This is a genomic window from Streptomyces sp. PKA51 (assembly GCF_057552455.1).
The window spans coordinates 54,087-70,355 of record NZ_BAAJPZ010000023.1 but is presented as its reverse complement, the minus strand read 5'-3'; the positions used below and the strand labels follow the sequence as shown (position 1 = coordinate 70,355).

Below are 16,269 nucleotides of genomic sequence, written 5' to 3'. Positions count from 1 at the left end.
CCGCTCAGGCCCGGGTCGCTCAACAGGTAGAAGCAGCCGCCTTAAAAGCGGATCTAGTGCGAGTTCGAATCTCGTCCCGGGCACCCAACCACACCACCACATCCAACCTGAGAGGACCGTCGCATGCCCACCCGCATCCAGTGCCGCCGCAGCAAGGGCTGGCGCGCACCCGAAGGAGCCGTCTATGTCGGCTGTGGGACCCGCTGGGGCAACCCTTGCCGGACCACCCACAACATCACACGCCAGTCCTGGTACGTGTATGACCCGCACAGTCATACCTGGGGATCTGGCATCGCCGACGCCGCGGAGGCGCGACGCGAGGCGACCGAGGGCTACCGCAAGTGGATGTTCCTGCATCCTGAACTCGCCGCCGCAGCGGGTCGCCGCCTGGCCGACAGGGATCTCATGTGCTGGTGCCCGCTGCCGGAGCCCGGCGAGCCGGACTACTGCCACGCCGCCGTTCTGCTGGAGCTCGCGGCCGGGGCTGATGGGAGGGCTGCCTGATGTCCGACACCCTGCCCGCCCCGTGGCCGACCGCGGTGATCTGCGGCTCAACCAGGTACATGGACCGCCTGCACGAGGCAGCCAAGGATCTGACTCGCCGTGGCTTCGCGGTCCACATGCCGCACCTCACCGACGTCGACGACGACCTGGCCGTGACGCTGGCGGACATGTGGCGGGCCCTGATCGCCCACGCCGCTGTTGTGGTCGCAGTGCCCAAGCCGGACGGCAGCTTCGGCGAAGCGACTGCCAGCGAAGTGGCTTACGCCCGCGAGCTCGGCATTCCCGTTGAGGTTGCGGGCCGCCCGAATGGGGTGACGACTTGATGGCCATGCCATGCCCGACGCCGGCCAAGCACCGGTACGCCACACACCAGGCGGCCACGGTGGCGGCCGGACGCCACGAGGTGGCTCTCGGCTACCGGCTCTACCCGTACCTGTGCCTGTGCGGCTGGGTGCACCTGTCGAAGCGCGACTGCACACCACAGCAGCCGGACGAGGAAACCCTCGAGCTCGTCGCTGCGCTCGGTGAGGCGGCATTCGAGGATCTGGTCAGCCGGGAGCTGCACGGGCGAGCTCACCCGCTCGAAGCCGGCGCCCTACGACAGCCCCGGCTCGCCAAGCGCTGGGAAAACACCTTGCACGGCCTCCAGCTGCGCCTTGAGGGTCAGGTCGCTGCCCACGCTGGGGACCGAGGGGCGGCGGCACAGGAGTGGCGGCGCCGGACGACGCCCGTGCGGCTGAAGCTGGCGGCTCGCCGGCGTGAAGCTCGAGCCTGCCGGATCAGCGCTGCAGAGGCTGCAGCGGCAGCTGCCGCTGACAAGGCGCAGCAGCGGCAGGCAGACGAGCGCGAGCTACGGCGGCTGGCCGGCGAGGCTGCAGTTGACCGACTGATCGCCGCCCATGGGCGGGAGTTTGCCTGCTACCTGGCGGAGGAGTGCCGCAAGATCGGTGTCGAGGTGCCCAGCCGGATCCGCAAGTACCTGGATCTACCCGTTGAGTTGCCGCCGAGGGCGGGGGAGGCGGCGTGACAGCCCCCAGATGCACCCTGTGTGGTCGCCTGCTTCATGGTCCGGCCTCCCGGGCTCGTGGACTAGGGCCCACCTGTTTCAAGCGCTCAGGCGGCCATACAGCCCCACGGACAGCTCCAGCCGTGACGCTCACCCAAAACATTCCCGCCATACCCGGCCAAATCGCACTACCCCTCCAGCAGCACCAACCCACCCTCTGGAGCCTGTGATGGCCAACCTGCCACCACCAACCATCCACGCCATCGCCTACCGCGCCTCCTGCCTGCCCCAGGAAGACGACAACGCCCACCTGTACAGCCTCCTCGTCGAGGAGTACGGAAACGGCCGCTGGGCCGTCACCCAACTCGGCTCCTGCCTCGGCGCAGACGGCACCTGGGACTGGGGCGTGAAGGAGCACGACCGCGGCGACGCATGGCTCGACACTCACCGATTCGACCTAGCGACCGCCCTGCAGCTTGCCAAGGAAGCGGCATCGAAGATCAAGGTCAATGGGATCCCTGTAGGGACGGCTCTCAAGGCTGGCGACGACGGCAAGCCTGAAGGCGGCCGACCGTGACCACATCCCACCTCCAGCTGGCGCTGTGGGACAGCAAGCAGCCCAAACCCTCATCCCCTGCAACACCTCGTCGTCGCCGACGTTTCGGCTGGGCTCCCCACGACTCGAGGTCGGTCCGCCTCGGTCGACGGGTCGTGAACGTGCCGACGCGGGGGCTGCTGTGAAGCGGGATGCGGTGACGGTCGAGCAGCTACTGAATCTGGTCGACCGCGCCGAGCGCTTCAACGGGCTCACAGCGGCCGAAGCGGGCCGCATGCGGCGCGGAATCCGGGGGTTAGCCACGAGGCCCGCAGAGAGGCGCACAGGGGCCTCCACGGGGTCGTGGCGGGCAGTCGCCGAACTCGCCCGACAGCGCAGAGCCCTCGCAAAGCTCCACCAACCCATGCTCCGCGGCGGCATCGACATCTGCGCCCACTGCTCCGGCTGGGACGGCCGACGCTGCCGCGGACTCATCACTCCCTGGCCCTGCCCCACCGCCGAAACCGCCCAACTCAACCGCCGACAAGAGGAGGCTGCCGCATCATGACCGGCCAGCCCTGGTACCACGACGACACCGTCACCCTGCTCCTCGGCGACACCTTGGAGGTCCTGCGTGAACTTCCCAGCCGGTCTGTGGACTGTGTAGTGACGTCGCCGCCATACTTTGGCCTCCGCGACTACGGCATCGAGGGCCAGTACGGGCTGGAAGCCTCGCCTGCGGAGTACGTCGAGACGATGCGCGTCGTCTTCGCGGAGGCTCGACGTGTCCTCGCCGACGACGGGACGCTGTGGCTGAACCTCGGTGACAGCTACGCCTATCCGCCCGGCTCAGCCCACAAGCAAGGCCAGACCGGGCAGCGCCGAGACCGCACTTTCACCGCCGAGACGATGCGCGGCACCACGACGCTGCCCACGAAGAACCTCATCGGCGTTCCGTGGCGCACAGCATTCGCGCTGCAAGACGACGGATGGATCCTGCGGAACGACGTGATTTGGTCGAAGCCCAACGCCATGCCCGAGTCGGTCACCGACCGGCTGTCATCCCGACATGAGCACCTGTTCCTGCTGACGAAAGCCTCGAAGTACTCGTTCGACCTCAACGCCATCCGCGAGCCCCACACCATGCGCCCACAGCGCAGGCCGCGAGGCCACAAGGAACGGCAACGCCTCGGCGTGCTGCCCGCCCAGACCCACTCCACCTCACAGCGCGACGAGCCAGGAGCCGATGGCCACCCCCTGGGCCGCAACCCCGGCGACGTATGGGACATCACCACCAAGCCCTACCCCGCCGCCCACTTCGCAGTGTTCCCCATCGAGCTGCCGCTGCGCTGCATCAAGGCCGGCTGCAAGCCGGGTGGGACGGTCCTCGACCCGTTCTCCGGTTCCGGCACCACCGGCGCCGCCGCCCGCCAGCTCGGCCGCCTGTACATCGGCATCGACATCAACCCGGCCTATCACGACCTTGCCAAGCAGCGGTACGCGCAAGGCGTCCTCACCTTCGACGAGGCCGGATGACACCGGCCCCGCCCCACACGCGACGTCTGGACGAACTCGGCTACCGCATGTGGCAAGCCGCCAACATCGTCACCCGCAAGATCCTCGCCCGACTGTAGCCCGCTGCCCGGACCTCGAACAAGGAGCATCATGACCAGCCGCCTGCTCGCCATCTTTGTCGCCGAACGCCTTGGCGTCGCCGGCTACACCGACACCATGCGTCAACGCTCCTGGACCCCCGGCTATCGCACCGAGCAAGCCAGCCCCCACACCGTCCGCGTCTGGCGCGACGGACCCGACGAGGCACCGAGCCTGGAGCGGTATGCGCAGGTGCTCCGGTTTGCCGGCTTCACTGTCACCTTCGATCGGCCGGGCGGTAAGAGGCCGTCTCTTTGCGTCACCCACCCCTGACCTCCACACTCCGAACAGCAGGAGATACCGTGATCCACGCCGACGACCGGTTCTACCTCGCCTGCCGTCCTCTCGACGAAGGCCCCCGCATCTGCATCACCCGCTACACACCCGGCGAGCCGCACGCCGAGTCGGGCGAGCCACTCGACACCGTTCTGGTGCGATACCGGTACCCGGCCCCAGTCACGGCCGCCGGCCGTCCCCGCCGTGCCGGGTACGTGCTGGAGGCCGAGCAGTGACCGACGTCAGCGGGGCAACCGTGCTGCGCGCCGCAGCCGACTACATCACCGTCCATGGCCACACCCGCCACTGCATGACGAACTCCGCAGGCGCCGTGTGCGCGGCCGGAGCCATCCGGGCCGTCGCGCCCCCAGGGCCCGGTCGGCGGGTCTCAGCTGGGGAGAGGGCCGCCCTTGTGGCCCTCGCCGCCTACCTCGGCCTCAAGCCCTGCCCTGGCGACAGCGACCCCCTTGCTGCACACCCCGCCACTCTCGTCACCCATTGGAACGACCACGTTGCCCGCGACGGTCAGCAAGTCGCCACTGCCATGCGTGCCGCCGCCGAGAATGCCTCCTCCTCACCGCCCGAATCCTCGTCGAGGTGACTAACCGGAATCCTTCAGCAAACGTTCGCTCACGTGAATGAGGCGTCTCGAAGGCCAGCTGGTGCAAGGGAAGCCTTAGGCTTCTGAAGGGCAGGCAGTAAGCCGACTCCCGACGCCCTTGCCCCCTGCCGTGGTTCGTGCCAGGACGGGCGCGTGACCCGGCAGGGCTCCCGAGCCACTGGAGGAGTGCACTGTCAGGGGCGCGCCGCTTCGATCAGCTGCCGCAACGCCGAGTAGAACACCTCGTGATCCGTCACGACCGGCACCACCTCCTGCCAGTGGCCCGCCAGCACGGGGAACTCCTCCGGATCCAATGCCGCCAGCCCCACCCGCGTCGCAGTCGACGCTGCCTTCGGATCCCTGTGATTCACGAACGTCGCGCAGCCCAGCGTGAGGAGATACATCCGCCGGTAAGCCTCGGTCGCCTCCCGCGGCGTCATGCCTGCAGCGATGCTGTGAGCGAGCGACGGCTCCACGAGGCGAGCAAGGATCTGCCGGCCCAGCCACGGCCGCGCACCCCGCAGCGCCGCCAGGCCAGGGTGGGCGACGAGGAGCTCGTAGAAGCAGCGGAAGCGTCGCTCGGTGGCCTCCGCCCAGTCCGTGTCCTGTGGGATGTCGGGCAGGTACGAGGCGAGGCGGTCGGCGCACAGGTCGAGGAGCCCGCCGAGGTCACCGCAGCGGCGGTGGATGGTCGTGTGCGACACGCCGAGCCGCTCGCCCAGGGTCCGGAAACTCAATGCTTTCGGACCCTGCTCGTCAATGAGGGCGATGGCTGCGTCAGCGATCTGTTCGGGGGTCGCGGGGTCGGGTGACGCTGGTTGTCTGATCATGAGTTACACCGTAACTTACGCCGTATCCGAGCACCTACACCCCAACACCGGAGGCACCACCATGCCCCGAACCACACTGCTCGAAGACCCCCTCTTCACCACCACCACCGACCCCACCTTCACCGACCGACACATCGCCGCCCTCGCCGCCGGCACCCTCGCCGCCACCCGCATACCCCACTTCCTCACCCCCACCGAATGCGCCCACGCATACAACGCCCTCGACCGCCTCCCCACCGCCGACTACGACCCCGAACGCGTCCCCACCCCCATCGTCCGATTCGGCCCCGCCCTCAACGACTACCGCCTCCCCGACGGCAAAGTCGACAACCAGTACTGGACCGCCGCCGAAACCGCCCGCACCGCCTGGACCCGCGCCGGCATGCGCCCCGACCCCATCGCCATCGCCCTCGCCCGCCTCGGCACCGCCTGGGGCGCCGCCATCACCCCCGCCACCATCAACGGCCGCCCCCTCTTCGGCGGCACCCTCCGCGAAATCAACGACGGCGCCCTCATCCACTACGACGACATCAACCGCGAATTCCCCCACGGCATCTTCGACCAGGACGTCGTCGCCCAACTCGCCTTCAACACTTGGGTCAGCGTCCCCGCATCCGGCGGCACCACCACCGTCTGGCGACGCCGCTGGCAGCCCAGCGACGAAGACCACCGCCACGCCTACGGCTACAAGGACACCGTCGTCGACGACACCCAGCACGTCGCACTCGACCCCCAGCACGGCGACGGCCTGCTGTTCAACCCCGCGAACTACCACGCCGTCGCACCCAGCGGCCCAGGCCGCCGCATCGCCTTCGCGTTCTTCCTCGCCCTCACCACCACCGGCCAGCTCATCACCTGGTCCTAACCCAAGGAACCCCGTTGTCCCTCACCTACGGCGACATCAAAGAAGCCGCCGACCGCGTCCACGGCCACACCCGCCCCGTCACCGTCACCCCCGCCGACCGCGGCACCACCCCCGGCGAGCTCTGGCTCGCCCTCGAATTCATGCAGCACACCGGCAGCTTCAAAGCCCGCGGCGCCCACAACTTCCTCGCCGCCCACCACGAAGCCGGAACCCTGCCCCCGGCCGGGGTGACCATCGCCTCCGGCGGCAACGCCGGCCTCGCCTGCGCCTGGGCCGCCTACCACCACGGTGTGCCGGCCACCGTCTTCCTCCCCGAAAACGCCCCCAAGGTCAAGGTCGCCAAACTGCGCGGCTACGGCGCCGACGTGCGCCTGGTCGGCAGCGAGTACGCCGACGCCCTGGCCGCCTGCCAGGAATTCGCCGCCACCACCGGAGCCCTCGCCAGCCACGCCTACGACCACCCCCTCATCGCCGCCGGCGCCGGTACCCTCCTCGACGAAATCCGCGAACGCATCCCCGGCCTCGACACCGTCGTCGTCGCCGTCGGCGGCGGGGGCCTTTTCGCCGGCATCGCCACCGCCGCCCGCGAACACCGGATCCGCACCATCGCCGTCGAACCCGAAAACAGCCGCGCACTCAACGCCGCACTCGAAGCCGCCCGCCCCCTCGACACCCTCGTCGATTCCATCGCCGCCGACTCCCTCGGCGCCCGCCGCGCCTCCACCATGGCCCTGCAGGCTGCCCAGCACCACACCGTGCAGTCCGTCCTCGTACCCGACAGCGAAATCATCCGCGCCCGGCAACTCCTCTGGGACCACCGCCGCCTCGCCGTCGAACACGGAGCCGCCACCGCCCTCGCCGCACTCACCAGCGGCGCATACATCCCCCACGACGACGAACGTGTCGCGGTGGTACTGTGCGGCGCCAACACCAACCCCGCAGACCTCACCTAGGCAACGGCACCGAAGGTCCCCCTCCCCCAATGAAGGGCGGGGGACCTTTCTCGTGCCCGGCTCCTCCTGTGTCAGGCACGTCATCGAGGAAGTCACGATCCCGCTAGGTCCGAACTCGCTGTGACCCAGCTCACCCGTTTTATGCACTCACAGGGCGGAAGCCCACCGCCCTAACAGCCACTGTGGAGACACACGCTCAGCCGCATCCCCGGCCAGCTCAGGGAGAGGGCACCGATGACCGCAGCCAGCCGCTTCGCCGCTACCTACGCCGTCCTTACCGCCTCACACGAAGTCGCCGACCACTGGGGGCAGCGGGACGCCGACGCCGCAGCCAAGGGCCATCCAGGCGCCGCAGGACGCCTTGCCTGCCTGCGGCACGTCGCCACCTACACCGCCATCCAGGCAGCCGCCCTCGCCGCCGCCAACAACACCCTCGGCCTACGCCTCACACCGGTCCGAGCCGCAGCCGCACTCGCCATCTCCGCCACCACCCACTACATCGCCGACCGACAAGGCGACCACTGGCGCGACCCCAACCCCCGCAGCATCGTCCGCCTCGCCGCAGCCACCGGCCACAAGCGCTGGCTGCAGCGCGACCCCCAAGCCGGCTACCTTCTCGACCAGTCCTGGCACAAAGGATGGATCGCCATCGCCGCAGCCACCGCAGCTGGACCTGCACGACAAGCGCGAGACGCCAGGGCGAAGTAGCAGGTCACCGCTTCTGCTCGGCAGCGACCCTCTCGGCCGTCGCCGGCCGCTTCGGAAGCGTCGCACCTGGTCGACCGACGTACCACTCCCAGAACTGCCGGGTGATAGCTGAACGATCAGCACCTATCGCCTTGGCGGCTTCGTCGAAGTCGGCGCAGAGCTGGTCGTCGATACCGCGGAGGACGCGTTGCTTGTGCTTGTGCCTGTGCTGGCTGGCCATAGGGGAATCTTCTCAGGTGGCTTGCCACCCGTCAAAGGGCGTGCCATATTCGAGGTGGCAAGCCACCTGTGTGGGGCGGCACTTCAAGCCCGCCTCGCTCGCTCCACCTACGACATCGAGCTCACTTCCGGCGCCACTCACCCAACAACACAAGGGAGTAGCCGTGCTGCGATTCGCCCGCACCGCCCAGACCGTCAAGGACACGGCCGGCATCGAATACCTCGTCGAGAAGGCGAACAGCTACGCCGTCCAACTCGCCTCGCACATCCGCAAAACGACCATGGCCGACGGCACCGACTGGATGACCGGCTCCTCCCGCGTCGGCCAGCCCATCACCATCCCGATCGCCTGGCGGCCCTGACCCGCCCGCGCCCGGCAGCACCACCCGCCGGGCCCCCGGCCAAGCCCGCAAGTCCACAAGGCTGTCCGGGGCGCCTGACGAAGACCTAGCCGGCCAGCACCACAGGTGCCGGCGATGCACCCCACAACGGAATCGCTTCTCAAGGAGAACGGCATGTCGAAGAACAGCACTCGTGCCCCGTACCGCGTCCTCATCGCTGACTCCGACGAGTGGGACGGCGCCACCGGCCACCGCTCCGAGGCCAACCGCACCCTCGTCCACACCACGCTCGACCGCATCCTGACCGGACTCGAACCGGGCAGGACCATGACCGTCGTCCACAACGCCGAAGGACCCGCGAAGAAGGCCTACCACTGGGTCCAGAAGGGCCGCATCGACGGCCTCCCGGTGCACCAGGAGCTCTACCTCCGCCGCGACGAACTCAAGAACATGGTCAACGCCGGGGCGGACATCTGCCTCGTCTTCACCAACGACGGCGGAGGCCGCATCGCCGAGCTCGCCCAGGTCGCCGGCATCCCGGTACGCCACATCGCCCGCACAGCATGACCGGTATACAGGCCGACGACCGGACCACCCAAGGCAACCACGCCTGACACCCCGCCACGGACGTTGCCTGAGCACGAGCTCCTGCCCAATAACCGTCCACCAGCACCTCGACCTGGCTGAAGCCGAGGGCCGAATCCCCCCGACTACGAGGACAAGCCACCCGCCACACCCAACAGCGACGAGGGAAGACATGACGAACGCCAAGAAGGACGCCATCGACATCGCTGCCGAAGCCCTCGACCGAGTCGCGGCCGCACGGCACAACGGCAAGCCCCTGCGCCTGGAAGACACCCAGACCGCGCACGACATCAAGCAGTGGGCACTCAGCCTCGGAGCCACCGAAGACGAAATCCAGGCCGCCCGGAAGCACTGACCGCCCCATCTTGCTACCCCTGCAGCATCAAGAAACCGCGCCCGGTCTCCAGCCACCGGGCGCCGTAACGCCCCTCGCCATCCCCCCGAACGCGCCACCACTGCAAGGCAAGCCCTCGGAGGACAGACACGTGCCCGATCCCCTCAGCTCCGTCCTCACCGCCAGCACAGTCGGCGACAGCAACGTCACGGTCGACCACTCGCGAGACTTACACCAGAAGATTCACCACTCCTTCATCCTCAAGCACTCCCTCGAACAGCTTCGCCGGACCAGCAAGCCGGCAGACATGTGGTGCACCACGCAGATCCCCGATGACGTCTGGTGGCGATCCGTAGCCACCCACGCGACAGCCCACGCCGTACTCGGCGTCCTCCTCGGCGCTGAGCTCGTATCCCTCACCCTCGTCGCCAACAGCCGACAGATGCTGGCCCCAGCCAGCGCCCACCTTAAAAGCGTCATGAACGCTCAGCTCTACGCTGTGCACACGCTCGGCGGCAGCCACGCTCACGCCCGATGGCTCGCCGAACAGGGCTACACCCACCGCCAACTACGATGGTGCGTCCTGCGCATGACCGGATACGGACAGCTGATCCAGGTAAGGGCCTGCCAGCGACAAGGACTCCTCATCGACCGACGCCGAGCCGCGGCCGATGCCCTCCGGATGCTCGCCGAACCTCGCACCGCGGCAGCACACTCGGAAATCACCGACCGGCTCCTCAACACAGGCTCCGTCCCGCCAGCGACCGTACACGCCATCCTCAAGCAGCACGAGACACCGACGCCAACAGATGTGTGGGCACCGACCCCGGAAGAAGTCGAAGCTTGGCTCGCCCAGCGAGATCGCTGAAGGTCCACGACCACTCCACACCACTAACAGCACCTACTCACCCAAGGAATTCGTCATGCCCCTGCGCCTGCATGCTGGGCTCCGCCTCAACACCGCCGCGTGGGAAGGCGCCAAGCTCACTCCCAGCACCTCGCAGATGGCCGCCATCCTCGACGAGGCGGGCCCTGCCGTGCTCGGCCGATCCGTGGCCATCCACGAGGCCGGTCACGCAGTCGTCGCACTCGCCTCGGGCCACCAGGTCACCGCGATCGTCCTAACGGACAATGGCCTCAGCCATGGCTCGACCAGCTGGCAGTGCGACATCGCCTACGATCCAGTCGCGTACCTCGCCGTATGCTTCGCCGGGGTCGAGGCTGAAACACGCTGGCTCAGGGAGATCGGAGCCAGCAAACTCATGCTCGACCACGCCGAGCGGCAAGCCGCCTCAGACCAGGCCCAGGCCAACACGACCATCCGCGACCACCACATCTCGGCCCGCGAAATCGTCCGGGCCTACCGCGACGCCGACACCTTGCTCCGCCGCCACTGGCGCGGCGTGGAAGAAGTGGCCTACCAGCTTGACCTCGCCAATAGCCTCGCCGACGAACAGGCCATCCGTCGCATGGCCGGGCTGTAAGCGGCGACCTCAGTAGGGCGTACCGACCGAGAGCTATTCCGCGCGCAGCAACACACTCAACTCACACCATGACGACCCCCGCTCGCTCGGGTCGTCCCCGACCGTCCACGCTAGGCCGGCACCCGCCACCTGGGCCCGACCTTCCAGCCATCCCCGCACGGCCGCCACGGCCGCCGCCGGCCCTCGCAGGGTCACCGCCACCTCTTCCTCGTCACCCGTTCCGCCACCAGGCGCTGGCCACCCGCCCGACCTCGTCAGCTCCGCATCCTGCACGGACCAGTAACGGGGGAAGGCGGGCACAGGACACGCCGCGATCTTGATATCGGCCGTGATATCAAAGACCGAGAGCCGCCGACGCGTGGAGGACCGATGAGCGCCACCGAACCCTGGACAATCGAACGCATTCGCGATGCCCTCCACGACCCCGACCTCGCACAACGCTTCATCGCCGAGATCAACCGCACGCCGGCCCACGAGCTCCTCAGCGTCTTCGCCAAGTGGGAGCGCATCGCCAAGGACACCCTCGACGCCATCCAGCAAGGCCGACAGCTCGCCCAACACGACGCCCGCGGCGAAGCACTCCCCGGCGAGTGGATCGACGTCACCGAACGCATCCAGGACGAAGCAGCCGCAGCACGCAACCGTAACGTCGCATAACCACATAACACCCAGGGGCGGGGAAAGTGATCTACCGGCTCAAATACGACCCGGGCGTAGAAGCAGTCCACGACGCGCTGCCACAAGCAGTCAGCCAGGAAGTCTCACTCGCCCTCGCCGGCGCCTGCGACGACCCCCTCGGCGCCACCACACCCGTCGGCGAAGACGACCCCATCATCCGCAGCATCCTCACCGAACACACGCGCATCCTGCTCTTCATCGGACACACCGAGAAGACCATCGCCATCCTGCGGATCACCTACCTCGGCTGAACACTGGCCAAGACGCCACAAAAGCCAGCGTCGCCACCTCGGCCAGCCCTACGCTCACCCCATGAGCCACCACAAACTAACCGAAAAAGAAGCCGAATTCGCCGCCCGCGTCTACAAGAACCACTTCGGCCCCTGCGTCGCGCTCCCCGTGCCAGGCCAAACCGGCAACTGGCACATCTACACCGACCAGACCCGCTCCACCGACGTCACCGACGACGCCGTACTGCTCGCAGCCACCTGACCCCAGCACGACGCAGGCCCTCACCCATGCGGGTGAGGGCCTGCTCCACTTACTCATCACCGCCAGGACTTCGACACCACGAACTGCCCCGCCGCATCCCGCAGCGTCGCCGTGTCCCGGTCGTTGTTCCACACATACGCCTTCGACCCCCAGTACACATCCGCAGCCGTATCCCGCCCCGCGCCCGTGTGAACGCTCACCGACCGATGCGCCCCCAGCTTCAAGTGGAACTGGTACGTGTGCCGCGACGCGTCCGACAACGTCCAGCCAGCCAGATCAACCGTCCGGCTCGAGCCGTTCGTCATCGTCACCCACTCCGCATTCAACGACGCCGGCGACCGGTCATCCTTCCCCGGGCTGTCGTACTGGATCGCACCGAACGCCACCGACGAGGTGGCAGACGCCGGATCAGCGGCCACCGCCGCCAGGGCGCCGGCCGTGGCCGTAGCGACAGCGAAACGGGTAACGAGACGAGACATGAAGACCCCCTCCTGGTGGGCACGGCACAGCAGCCGAGCCAGTGATCGCATAGGCCGGCGAACGCCGGGACGATCACTCTGGCCGGAGGCGGGATAAGACACCAGGAGATCCAAACAGCAGTTACGGAACACAGACAGCAACACCACCTGGATACCAACGGCGCGCACAACCCGGATCACACGCCACACCGAGCGCCCAAACAGACACGAACGAAACCCCAAACCGGCAGGACCTGCCCACCCGGCAATCACACAGAGGCCGACGACGCCCCCAACAGCGCCTCAAACCGCGCATTCGACGACTGCGCCCCCCGCGCCCCCACCCGAGACTCCCACCGCCGACACGTCGCACCCACAAACGCTGCCACCGCCGCCGGATCAGCCGACCGCCACGAGACGAACGACGACGCCCAACCCAACGCCTCCTCAGCACTACAACCGGCCTCCATCAGCCGCACCGCCGTCAACGCCACATCCACCCACGCAGGACCACGCGCCGGCATCGCCCAATCCACCAACCACCCAACCCCATCACCGACCAGCAGATTGTGCGGATTCGTATCCGTATGCAGCAACGCATCGCCCAGCAGCAGCTGACGCTCCTGAGCCGTAATGAACCCGGCCAAGTCCCGGTCGACAACCTGCTGTAGCTCGAGCCCCGCCGGCACCCGCAGCTCCTGCGCAGCAGCCAAGACGTCACCGACGACGACCAGGTCCACCGACCCCGGAGACAAAACCGCATGCCGGCCATCCACCGCCTCGAAGCCCAGCACATCCCAGCCGGCCGCCTCAACCTGCCACAACAGCCGGGGCGACACCGCGGCCACGCATGGGGCCAACGCCACCTCCCACCCCTGGCCAGCCCGACCACGCTCATCCTCGGCAGGAACACCCTTCACGAACACCCGACCCGACGAGGTCCACAACACCGCAGCAAACGAGCACGTGATCCCATGCGGGACGTCCTCCACCCCCACCACCGGACCCGCCTGCGCCTCCACAGCCGCTCGAACCATCCCCGGCAGCCCCCACCAACCCACACGCACCCAGGCCTCCACAGCAAAACAAGGGGGGCCACCAAAATGGCCCCCCAACCCGCACGTGGCAACCCAGCGACGACTACTTCACGTCCTCGGGTCGCTGCCTACATCTCCGGCAACGAATCGCCCCACTCCACGTCACCCAGTCGTGATCACAATCAGCCATCACCAAACACCCCCTCCCAACCACTCGAAGAACCCCCGACCCCCAACGAGCCGGGAAACCTACAACCCCGCCACCCGGGCAGCCTCCTCGCCCGACACTTGCCGACGAACCGCCACGTACCCCGCGAGGGCGAGAACCTTGCCCCACACCGCATCGAGCGCTTCGTCAGCGCGATCCATCACCCACGCGTAATCACCCCAGTCACCGCGATCACCCTTGAAGGCCAGGGCACGACCGTGACACGCGCGCATCACCTCGTCAGCATGCTTGCGGTCCAACCACGCATGGCGCTCCGCCACCCACGCACGCCCCGGAGTCCACAACCCGAACTCCCGCAACCACCGAACCTCGGCACGTTCCCCCGCCGCATCCTTGACCACGAAGTCCAGCCACGAACCAGTAGCCTCCCCCGCATAGGCGACCACGGCCTGGCCGCGGCCCGCATGCTCACCAGCCGGATCCAACGAGATATAGCCCACCCGATGACCAGCGGCCATGTGCAGCACGGCATGCCCAGCCTCGTGAACAGCAGACACCAAGGCCTGCTCCTCCGGCGAATACCCCGCCACCTCCCGAGTCCCGGCGCCCTCATACACCGGCGGCACACGCGTCCACCGCACCCACCGAGCCCACTCCACGCTGTCGCTCGCCTCAACCGCATCCGGATTGGCAAACCACAATGACCCGCCACTCACCGCTCCAGCCAATCCGCCCGAGCCGACACCAGCCGCCCCTGCAGCGCCTCCAGCGCGACCAGGTGCTCCCGCAACCGACCAACCACCACACCCAGCTCCTCGGGGCCCAGACCCTCAACCACCTCGTCCGGCGTCACCTCGAGATTCACGTGCGGCACCCGAAACCGCGGATCCGGGTGATACGGATCCACCTGAACCTGCGCCGCCAGAACCGGGACCTCGACCGTCCCCTCATCCGCATCGAACACCGCCAGCGACGTCGCCGCGGCCTCACCGATCCGGTGATACAGATCCGCCAGAAACGCACCCCCCATGTCCGCGGCGTGATCGGACACACAACCCGACGGACACGACTCCACATGCGAGCCACCCGACAGCAGCGGCACCGTGAACGAACGAGGCCCGGACAAGGCCGCCGGAGAGACGGGCGCGGAAGCACTCACAGGCGCCTGGACAGGGTTCAGCGGTACAGTGGACACGGTGGATCCCTTCTTTGACGAGACGGATCACTGATCGGCGAGGTGATCACCTCGCCGATACACACGGCCGGGCGGGGGCGAACCGCCCGGCCGTTCGTTCAGGCATTGGGCAGTTGCCGCCTGACCGAGGAGTCGGCAAGCAGTGCAGCTGCCTCCCTGTTGCTCCACCTGTCGGTGTGCGGCGGTGTGCGCCTGCGGTTGTAGATGGGGCTCTCTTTGGCAATGGCCAAGTATTCGTGGGCTAGGGCGAGATATCGATCGTCGTGCCACTCGATGACCTTGCGCGAGACCTGGCCCCACCAGCGACAGCTGTAGACCGAGTGCCCCTTCCAGCGCTTTTCTGGGTCTGCGCTGATGCCGACGTACAGCAGCTGGCCGTCAGCGTCGTAGAGGCGGTAGAGCGCAGTGCGCCCTCCAAGAGCGGCAGCTGACACAGGATGACTCCCAAACGGGTCGCCTTGGCGAGCCCTGTTGCTCGCGTCACACCACGACAGTAGAGCTTGATTGCAAATGTATCAAGCTGTCGCGCGCGAGGAGCAGTGAGAAGCCCCCGGCAGAACCGGGGGCTTAGGGCCGTGGAGTCAGTGAACCGGCAGGTGGTAGCCCATCTTGAAGAGGTGGCTGGGCTTCAGTAGCACCGTCACTTCGATCGGCCGGCGATCGTTCGTGTACACGACGCGGAAGATCTCCAGGACCGGCACCTCCCCGGGGAGCTCCAGATGTACGTACTCCCGAGTGGTGGCAGGGCGTGCGGACACTTCGTCCTCTTGCTCGATGGGTGGATAGCCCAGTTCGGACAGGAGGGTCGGGGAGCCGCCGGGGATCCTTCGCCGGTCCGCTAGCCGGGTACCGCGCGCCACGTCGGCCGGGTAGTAGGAGTCGACGAGCTCGGCCGGCTCGTCGTCCAGCAGCCCAACTCGAGAGCGCAGCACCGCCACGCCATCCTCGGGAAGTCCGAGGACGTCGCGGACCCGTTTGGGGGGCACCACTTCCGCGACCCGAAGAATCGTGTTGGAACCGCGCTGCGCTCGCCTTGCGGCTTCGCTCACCCACCGGTAGGGCTGGCCAGCTTCAGACGGGGCCATGAACGAAGCAGGCGTGATCGTCAGAGGGGCCCGCTCTCGAACGAAGACGCCGCTGCCCTTGCGGCCCTCAAGGAGTCCCTCCTCCTTGAGGATGTTCAGGGCGCGCTGAATGGTTACGTTGGACGCCTTGTGGTCCTCGATCAGCTTGTCCGTTGGCGGCAGCTTGTGACCGGGTTCCCACTCGCCAGACATGATGAGGGCTCGCAGTTCGGCAGCGATCCGATCCCCCGTGCCGCGCGCATCCTGGTGTTCCTTGGGCAT

General features: G+C 67.7%; 28 protein-coding genes and 1 tRNA gene. 21 read left to right on the top strand and 8 right to left on the bottom strand.

Going from position 1 to position 16,269, the window contains the following annotated elements:
• Positions 1-8: 8 nt before the first annotated feature.
• The 10 genes from AC27L3_RS25820 (at position 9) to AC27L3_RS25775 (ending at position 4,575) form a co-directional block, all read left to right on the top strand.
• Positions 9-83: transfer RNA gene (locus AC27L3_RS25820), tRNA-Leu, on the top strand.
• Positions 84-123: 40 nt separating this feature from the next.
• Positions 124-504, top strand: coding sequence for a DUF4326 domain-containing protein (locus AC27L3_RS25815; RefSeq protein ID WP_487236449.1), 381 nt, complete (start codon positions 124-126; stop codon positions 502-504).
• Positions 504-827 (top strand): hypothetical protein, encoded by a 324-nt coding sequence (locus AC27L3_RS25810; RefSeq protein ID WP_487236448.1) that lies wholly within the window; start codon positions 504-506, stop codon positions 825-827. Before AC27L3_RS25815 ends, AC27L3_RS25810 begins: the two co-directional genes overlap by 1 nt.
• On the top strand, positions 827-1,531 hold the full coding sequence (locus AC27L3_RS25805) for a hypothetical protein (RefSeq protein WP_487236447.1): 705 nt from the start codon (positions 827-829) through the stop codon (positions 1,529-1,531). The genes AC27L3_RS25810 and AC27L3_RS25805 overlap by 1 nt, the downstream gene beginning before the upstream one ends.
• Positions 1,528-1,740: a DUF6011 domain-containing protein gene (locus AC27L3_RS25800; protein WP_487236446.1), complete on the top strand. Its 213-nt coding sequence runs from the start codon at positions 1,528-1,530 to the stop codon at positions 1,738-1,740. The genes AC27L3_RS25805 and AC27L3_RS25800 overlap by 4 nt, the downstream gene beginning before the upstream one ends.
• Positions 1,740-2,087, top strand: a complete 348-nt coding sequence (locus AC27L3_RS25795; RefSeq protein WP_487236445.1) for a hypothetical protein — start codon at positions 1,740-1,742, stop codon at positions 2,085-2,087. Before AC27L3_RS25800 ends, AC27L3_RS25795 begins: the two co-directional genes overlap by 1 nt.
• Positions 2,088-2,609: 522 nt before the next feature.
• Positions 2,610-3,581, top strand: coding sequence for a DNA-methyltransferase (locus tag AC27L3_RS25790; protein ID WP_487236444.1), 972 nt, complete (start codon positions 2,610-2,612; stop codon positions 3,579-3,581).
• Positions 3,582-3,710: 129 nt separating this feature from the next.
• Positions 3,711-3,971, top strand: a complete 261-nt coding sequence (locus AC27L3_RS25785; protein WP_487236443.1) for a hypothetical protein — start codon at positions 3,711-3,713, stop codon at positions 3,969-3,971.
• 29 nt (positions 3,972-4,000) lie between these two features.
• Positions 4,001-4,210, top strand: coding sequence for a hypothetical protein (locus tag AC27L3_RS25780; protein WP_487236442.1), 210 nt, complete (start codon positions 4,001-4,003; stop codon positions 4,208-4,210).
• A complete protein-coding gene (locus AC27L3_RS25775) occupies positions 4,207-4,575 on the top strand; it encodes a DUF6197 family protein (protein ID WP_487236441.1) in 369 nt (122 codons plus the stop codon). The genes AC27L3_RS25780 and AC27L3_RS25775 overlap by 4 nt, the downstream gene beginning before the upstream one ends.
• A 194-nt stretch (positions 4,576-4,769) precedes the next feature.
• Here AC27L3_RS25775 and AC27L3_RS25770 read toward each other — a convergent pair whose 3' ends face one another.
• Complete coding sequence (locus AC27L3_RS25770) at positions 4,770-5,405, bottom strand: TetR/AcrR family transcriptional regulator (RefSeq protein WP_487236440.1); 636 nt, start codon at positions 5,403-5,405, stop codon at positions 4,770-4,772.
• 61 nt (positions 5,406-5,466) lie between these two features.
• Between AC27L3_RS25770 and AC27L3_RS25765 the strand changes: the two genes are divergently transcribed.
• The 3 genes from AC27L3_RS25765 to AC27L3_RS25755 all read left to right on the top strand — a co-directional run bounded on the left by AC27L3_RS25765 (position 5,467) and on the right by AC27L3_RS25755 (position 7,931).
• A complete protein-coding gene (locus tag AC27L3_RS25765; RefSeq protein ID WP_487236439.1) occupies positions 5,467-6,270 on the top strand; it encodes a 2OG-Fe(II)-dependent halogenase WelO5 family protein in 804 nt (267 codons plus the stop codon).
• Positions 6,271-6,284: 14 nt separating this feature from the next.
• Positions 6,285-7,223 (top strand): threonine/serine dehydratase, encoded by a 939-nt coding sequence (locus tag AC27L3_RS25760; protein ID WP_487236438.1) that lies wholly within the window; start codon positions 6,285-6,287, stop codon positions 7,221-7,223.
• Between the two features lie 234 nt (positions 7,224-7,457).
• Complete coding sequence (locus AC27L3_RS25755; protein ID WP_487236437.1) at positions 7,458-7,931, top strand: hypothetical protein; 474 nt, start codon at positions 7,458-7,460, stop codon at positions 7,929-7,931.
• 4 nt (positions 7,932-7,935) lie between these two features.
• On the opposite strand, the gene AC27L3_RS25750 is transcribed toward AC27L3_RS25755, so the two are convergent.
• The gene (locus tag AC27L3_RS25750) at positions 7,936-8,151 is read right to left on the bottom strand and encodes a hypothetical protein (protein WP_487236436.1); all 216 of its coding nucleotides are present in this window, start codon (positions 8,149-8,151) and stop codon (positions 7,936-7,938) included.
• A 163-nt stretch (positions 8,152-8,314) separates the two neighbouring features.
• Here AC27L3_RS25750 and AC27L3_RS25745 point away from each other — a divergent pair, with 163 nt between their 5' ends.
• The 8 genes from AC27L3_RS25745 (at position 8,315) to AC27L3_RS25710 (ending at position 12,064) form a co-directional block, all read left to right on the top strand.
• A complete protein-coding gene (locus AC27L3_RS25745; RefSeq protein ID WP_487236435.1) occupies positions 8,315-8,512 on the top strand; it encodes a hypothetical protein in 198 nt (65 codons plus the stop codon).
• A gap of 153 nt (positions 8,513-8,665) precedes the next feature.
• Positions 8,666-9,058, top strand: coding sequence for a hypothetical protein (locus AC27L3_RS25740; RefSeq protein ID WP_487236434.1), 393 nt, complete (start codon positions 8,666-8,668; stop codon positions 9,056-9,058).
• Between the two features lie 190 nt (positions 9,059-9,248).
• Positions 9,249-9,431: a hypothetical protein gene (locus AC27L3_RS25735; protein ID WP_487236433.1), complete on the top strand. Its 183-nt coding sequence runs from the start codon at positions 9,249-9,251 to the stop codon at positions 9,429-9,431.
• Between the two features lie 130 nt (positions 9,432-9,561).
• Entirely contained in the window at positions 9,562-10,278 is a 717-nt protein-coding gene (locus AC27L3_RS25730) for a hypothetical protein (RefSeq protein WP_487236432.1), read from the top strand.
• Positions 10,279-10,333: 55 nt separating this feature from the next.
• Entirely contained in the window at positions 10,334-10,894 is a 561-nt protein-coding gene (locus AC27L3_RS25725; RefSeq protein WP_487236431.1) for a hypothetical protein, read from the top strand.
• A gap of 369 nt (positions 10,895-11,263) precedes the next feature.
• A complete protein-coding gene (locus AC27L3_RS25720) occupies positions 11,264-11,551 on the top strand; it encodes a hypothetical protein (protein ID WP_487236430.1) in 288 nt (95 codons plus the stop codon).
• A 26-nt stretch (positions 11,552-11,577) separates the two neighbouring features.
• Complete coding sequence (locus tag AC27L3_RS25715) at positions 11,578-11,823, top strand: hypothetical protein (protein ID WP_487236429.1); 246 nt, start codon at positions 11,578-11,580, stop codon at positions 11,821-11,823.
• 61 nt (positions 11,824-11,884) lie between these two features.
• On the top strand, positions 11,885-12,064 hold the full coding sequence (locus AC27L3_RS25710) for a hypothetical protein (protein ID WP_487236428.1): 180 nt from the start codon (positions 11,885-11,887) through the stop codon (positions 12,062-12,064).
• Between the two features lie 56 nt (positions 12,065-12,120).
• Here AC27L3_RS25710 and AC27L3_RS25705 read toward each other — a convergent pair whose 3' ends face one another.
• The 6 genes from AC27L3_RS25705 to AC27L3_RS25680 all read right to left on the bottom strand — a co-directional run bounded on the left by AC27L3_RS25705 (position 12,121) and on the right by AC27L3_RS25680 (position 16,269).
• Positions 12,121-12,543: a lamin tail domain-containing protein gene (locus tag AC27L3_RS25705; RefSeq protein ID WP_487236427.1), complete on the bottom strand. Its 423-nt coding sequence runs from the start codon at positions 12,541-12,543 to the stop codon at positions 12,121-12,123.
• A gap of 248 nt (positions 12,544-12,791) precedes the next feature.
• Positions 12,792-13,544, bottom strand: coding sequence for a phosphotransferase (locus AC27L3_RS25700; protein WP_487236426.1), 753 nt, complete (start codon positions 13,542-13,544; stop codon positions 12,792-12,794).
• 264 nt (positions 13,545-13,808) lie between these two features.
• Positions 13,809-14,288 (bottom strand): hypothetical protein, encoded by a 480-nt coding sequence (locus AC27L3_RS25695; protein WP_487236425.1) that lies wholly within the window; start codon positions 14,286-14,288, stop codon positions 13,809-13,811.
• A 152-nt stretch (positions 14,289-14,440) separates the two neighbouring features.
• A complete protein-coding gene (locus AC27L3_RS25690) occupies positions 14,441-14,923 on the bottom strand; it encodes a DUF6907 domain-containing protein (RefSeq protein WP_487236424.1) in 483 nt (160 codons plus the stop codon).
• A gap of 98 nt (positions 14,924-15,021) precedes the next feature.
• Positions 15,022-15,357: a GIY-YIG nuclease family protein gene (locus AC27L3_RS25685; RefSeq protein ID WP_487236423.1), complete on the bottom strand. Its 336-nt coding sequence runs from the start codon at positions 15,355-15,357 to the stop codon at positions 15,022-15,024.
• A 147-nt stretch (positions 15,358-15,504) separates the two neighbouring features.
• A complete protein-coding gene (locus AC27L3_RS25680) occupies positions 15,505-16,269 on the bottom strand; it encodes a GntR family transcriptional regulator (RefSeq protein ID WP_487236422.1) in 765 nt (254 codons plus the stop codon).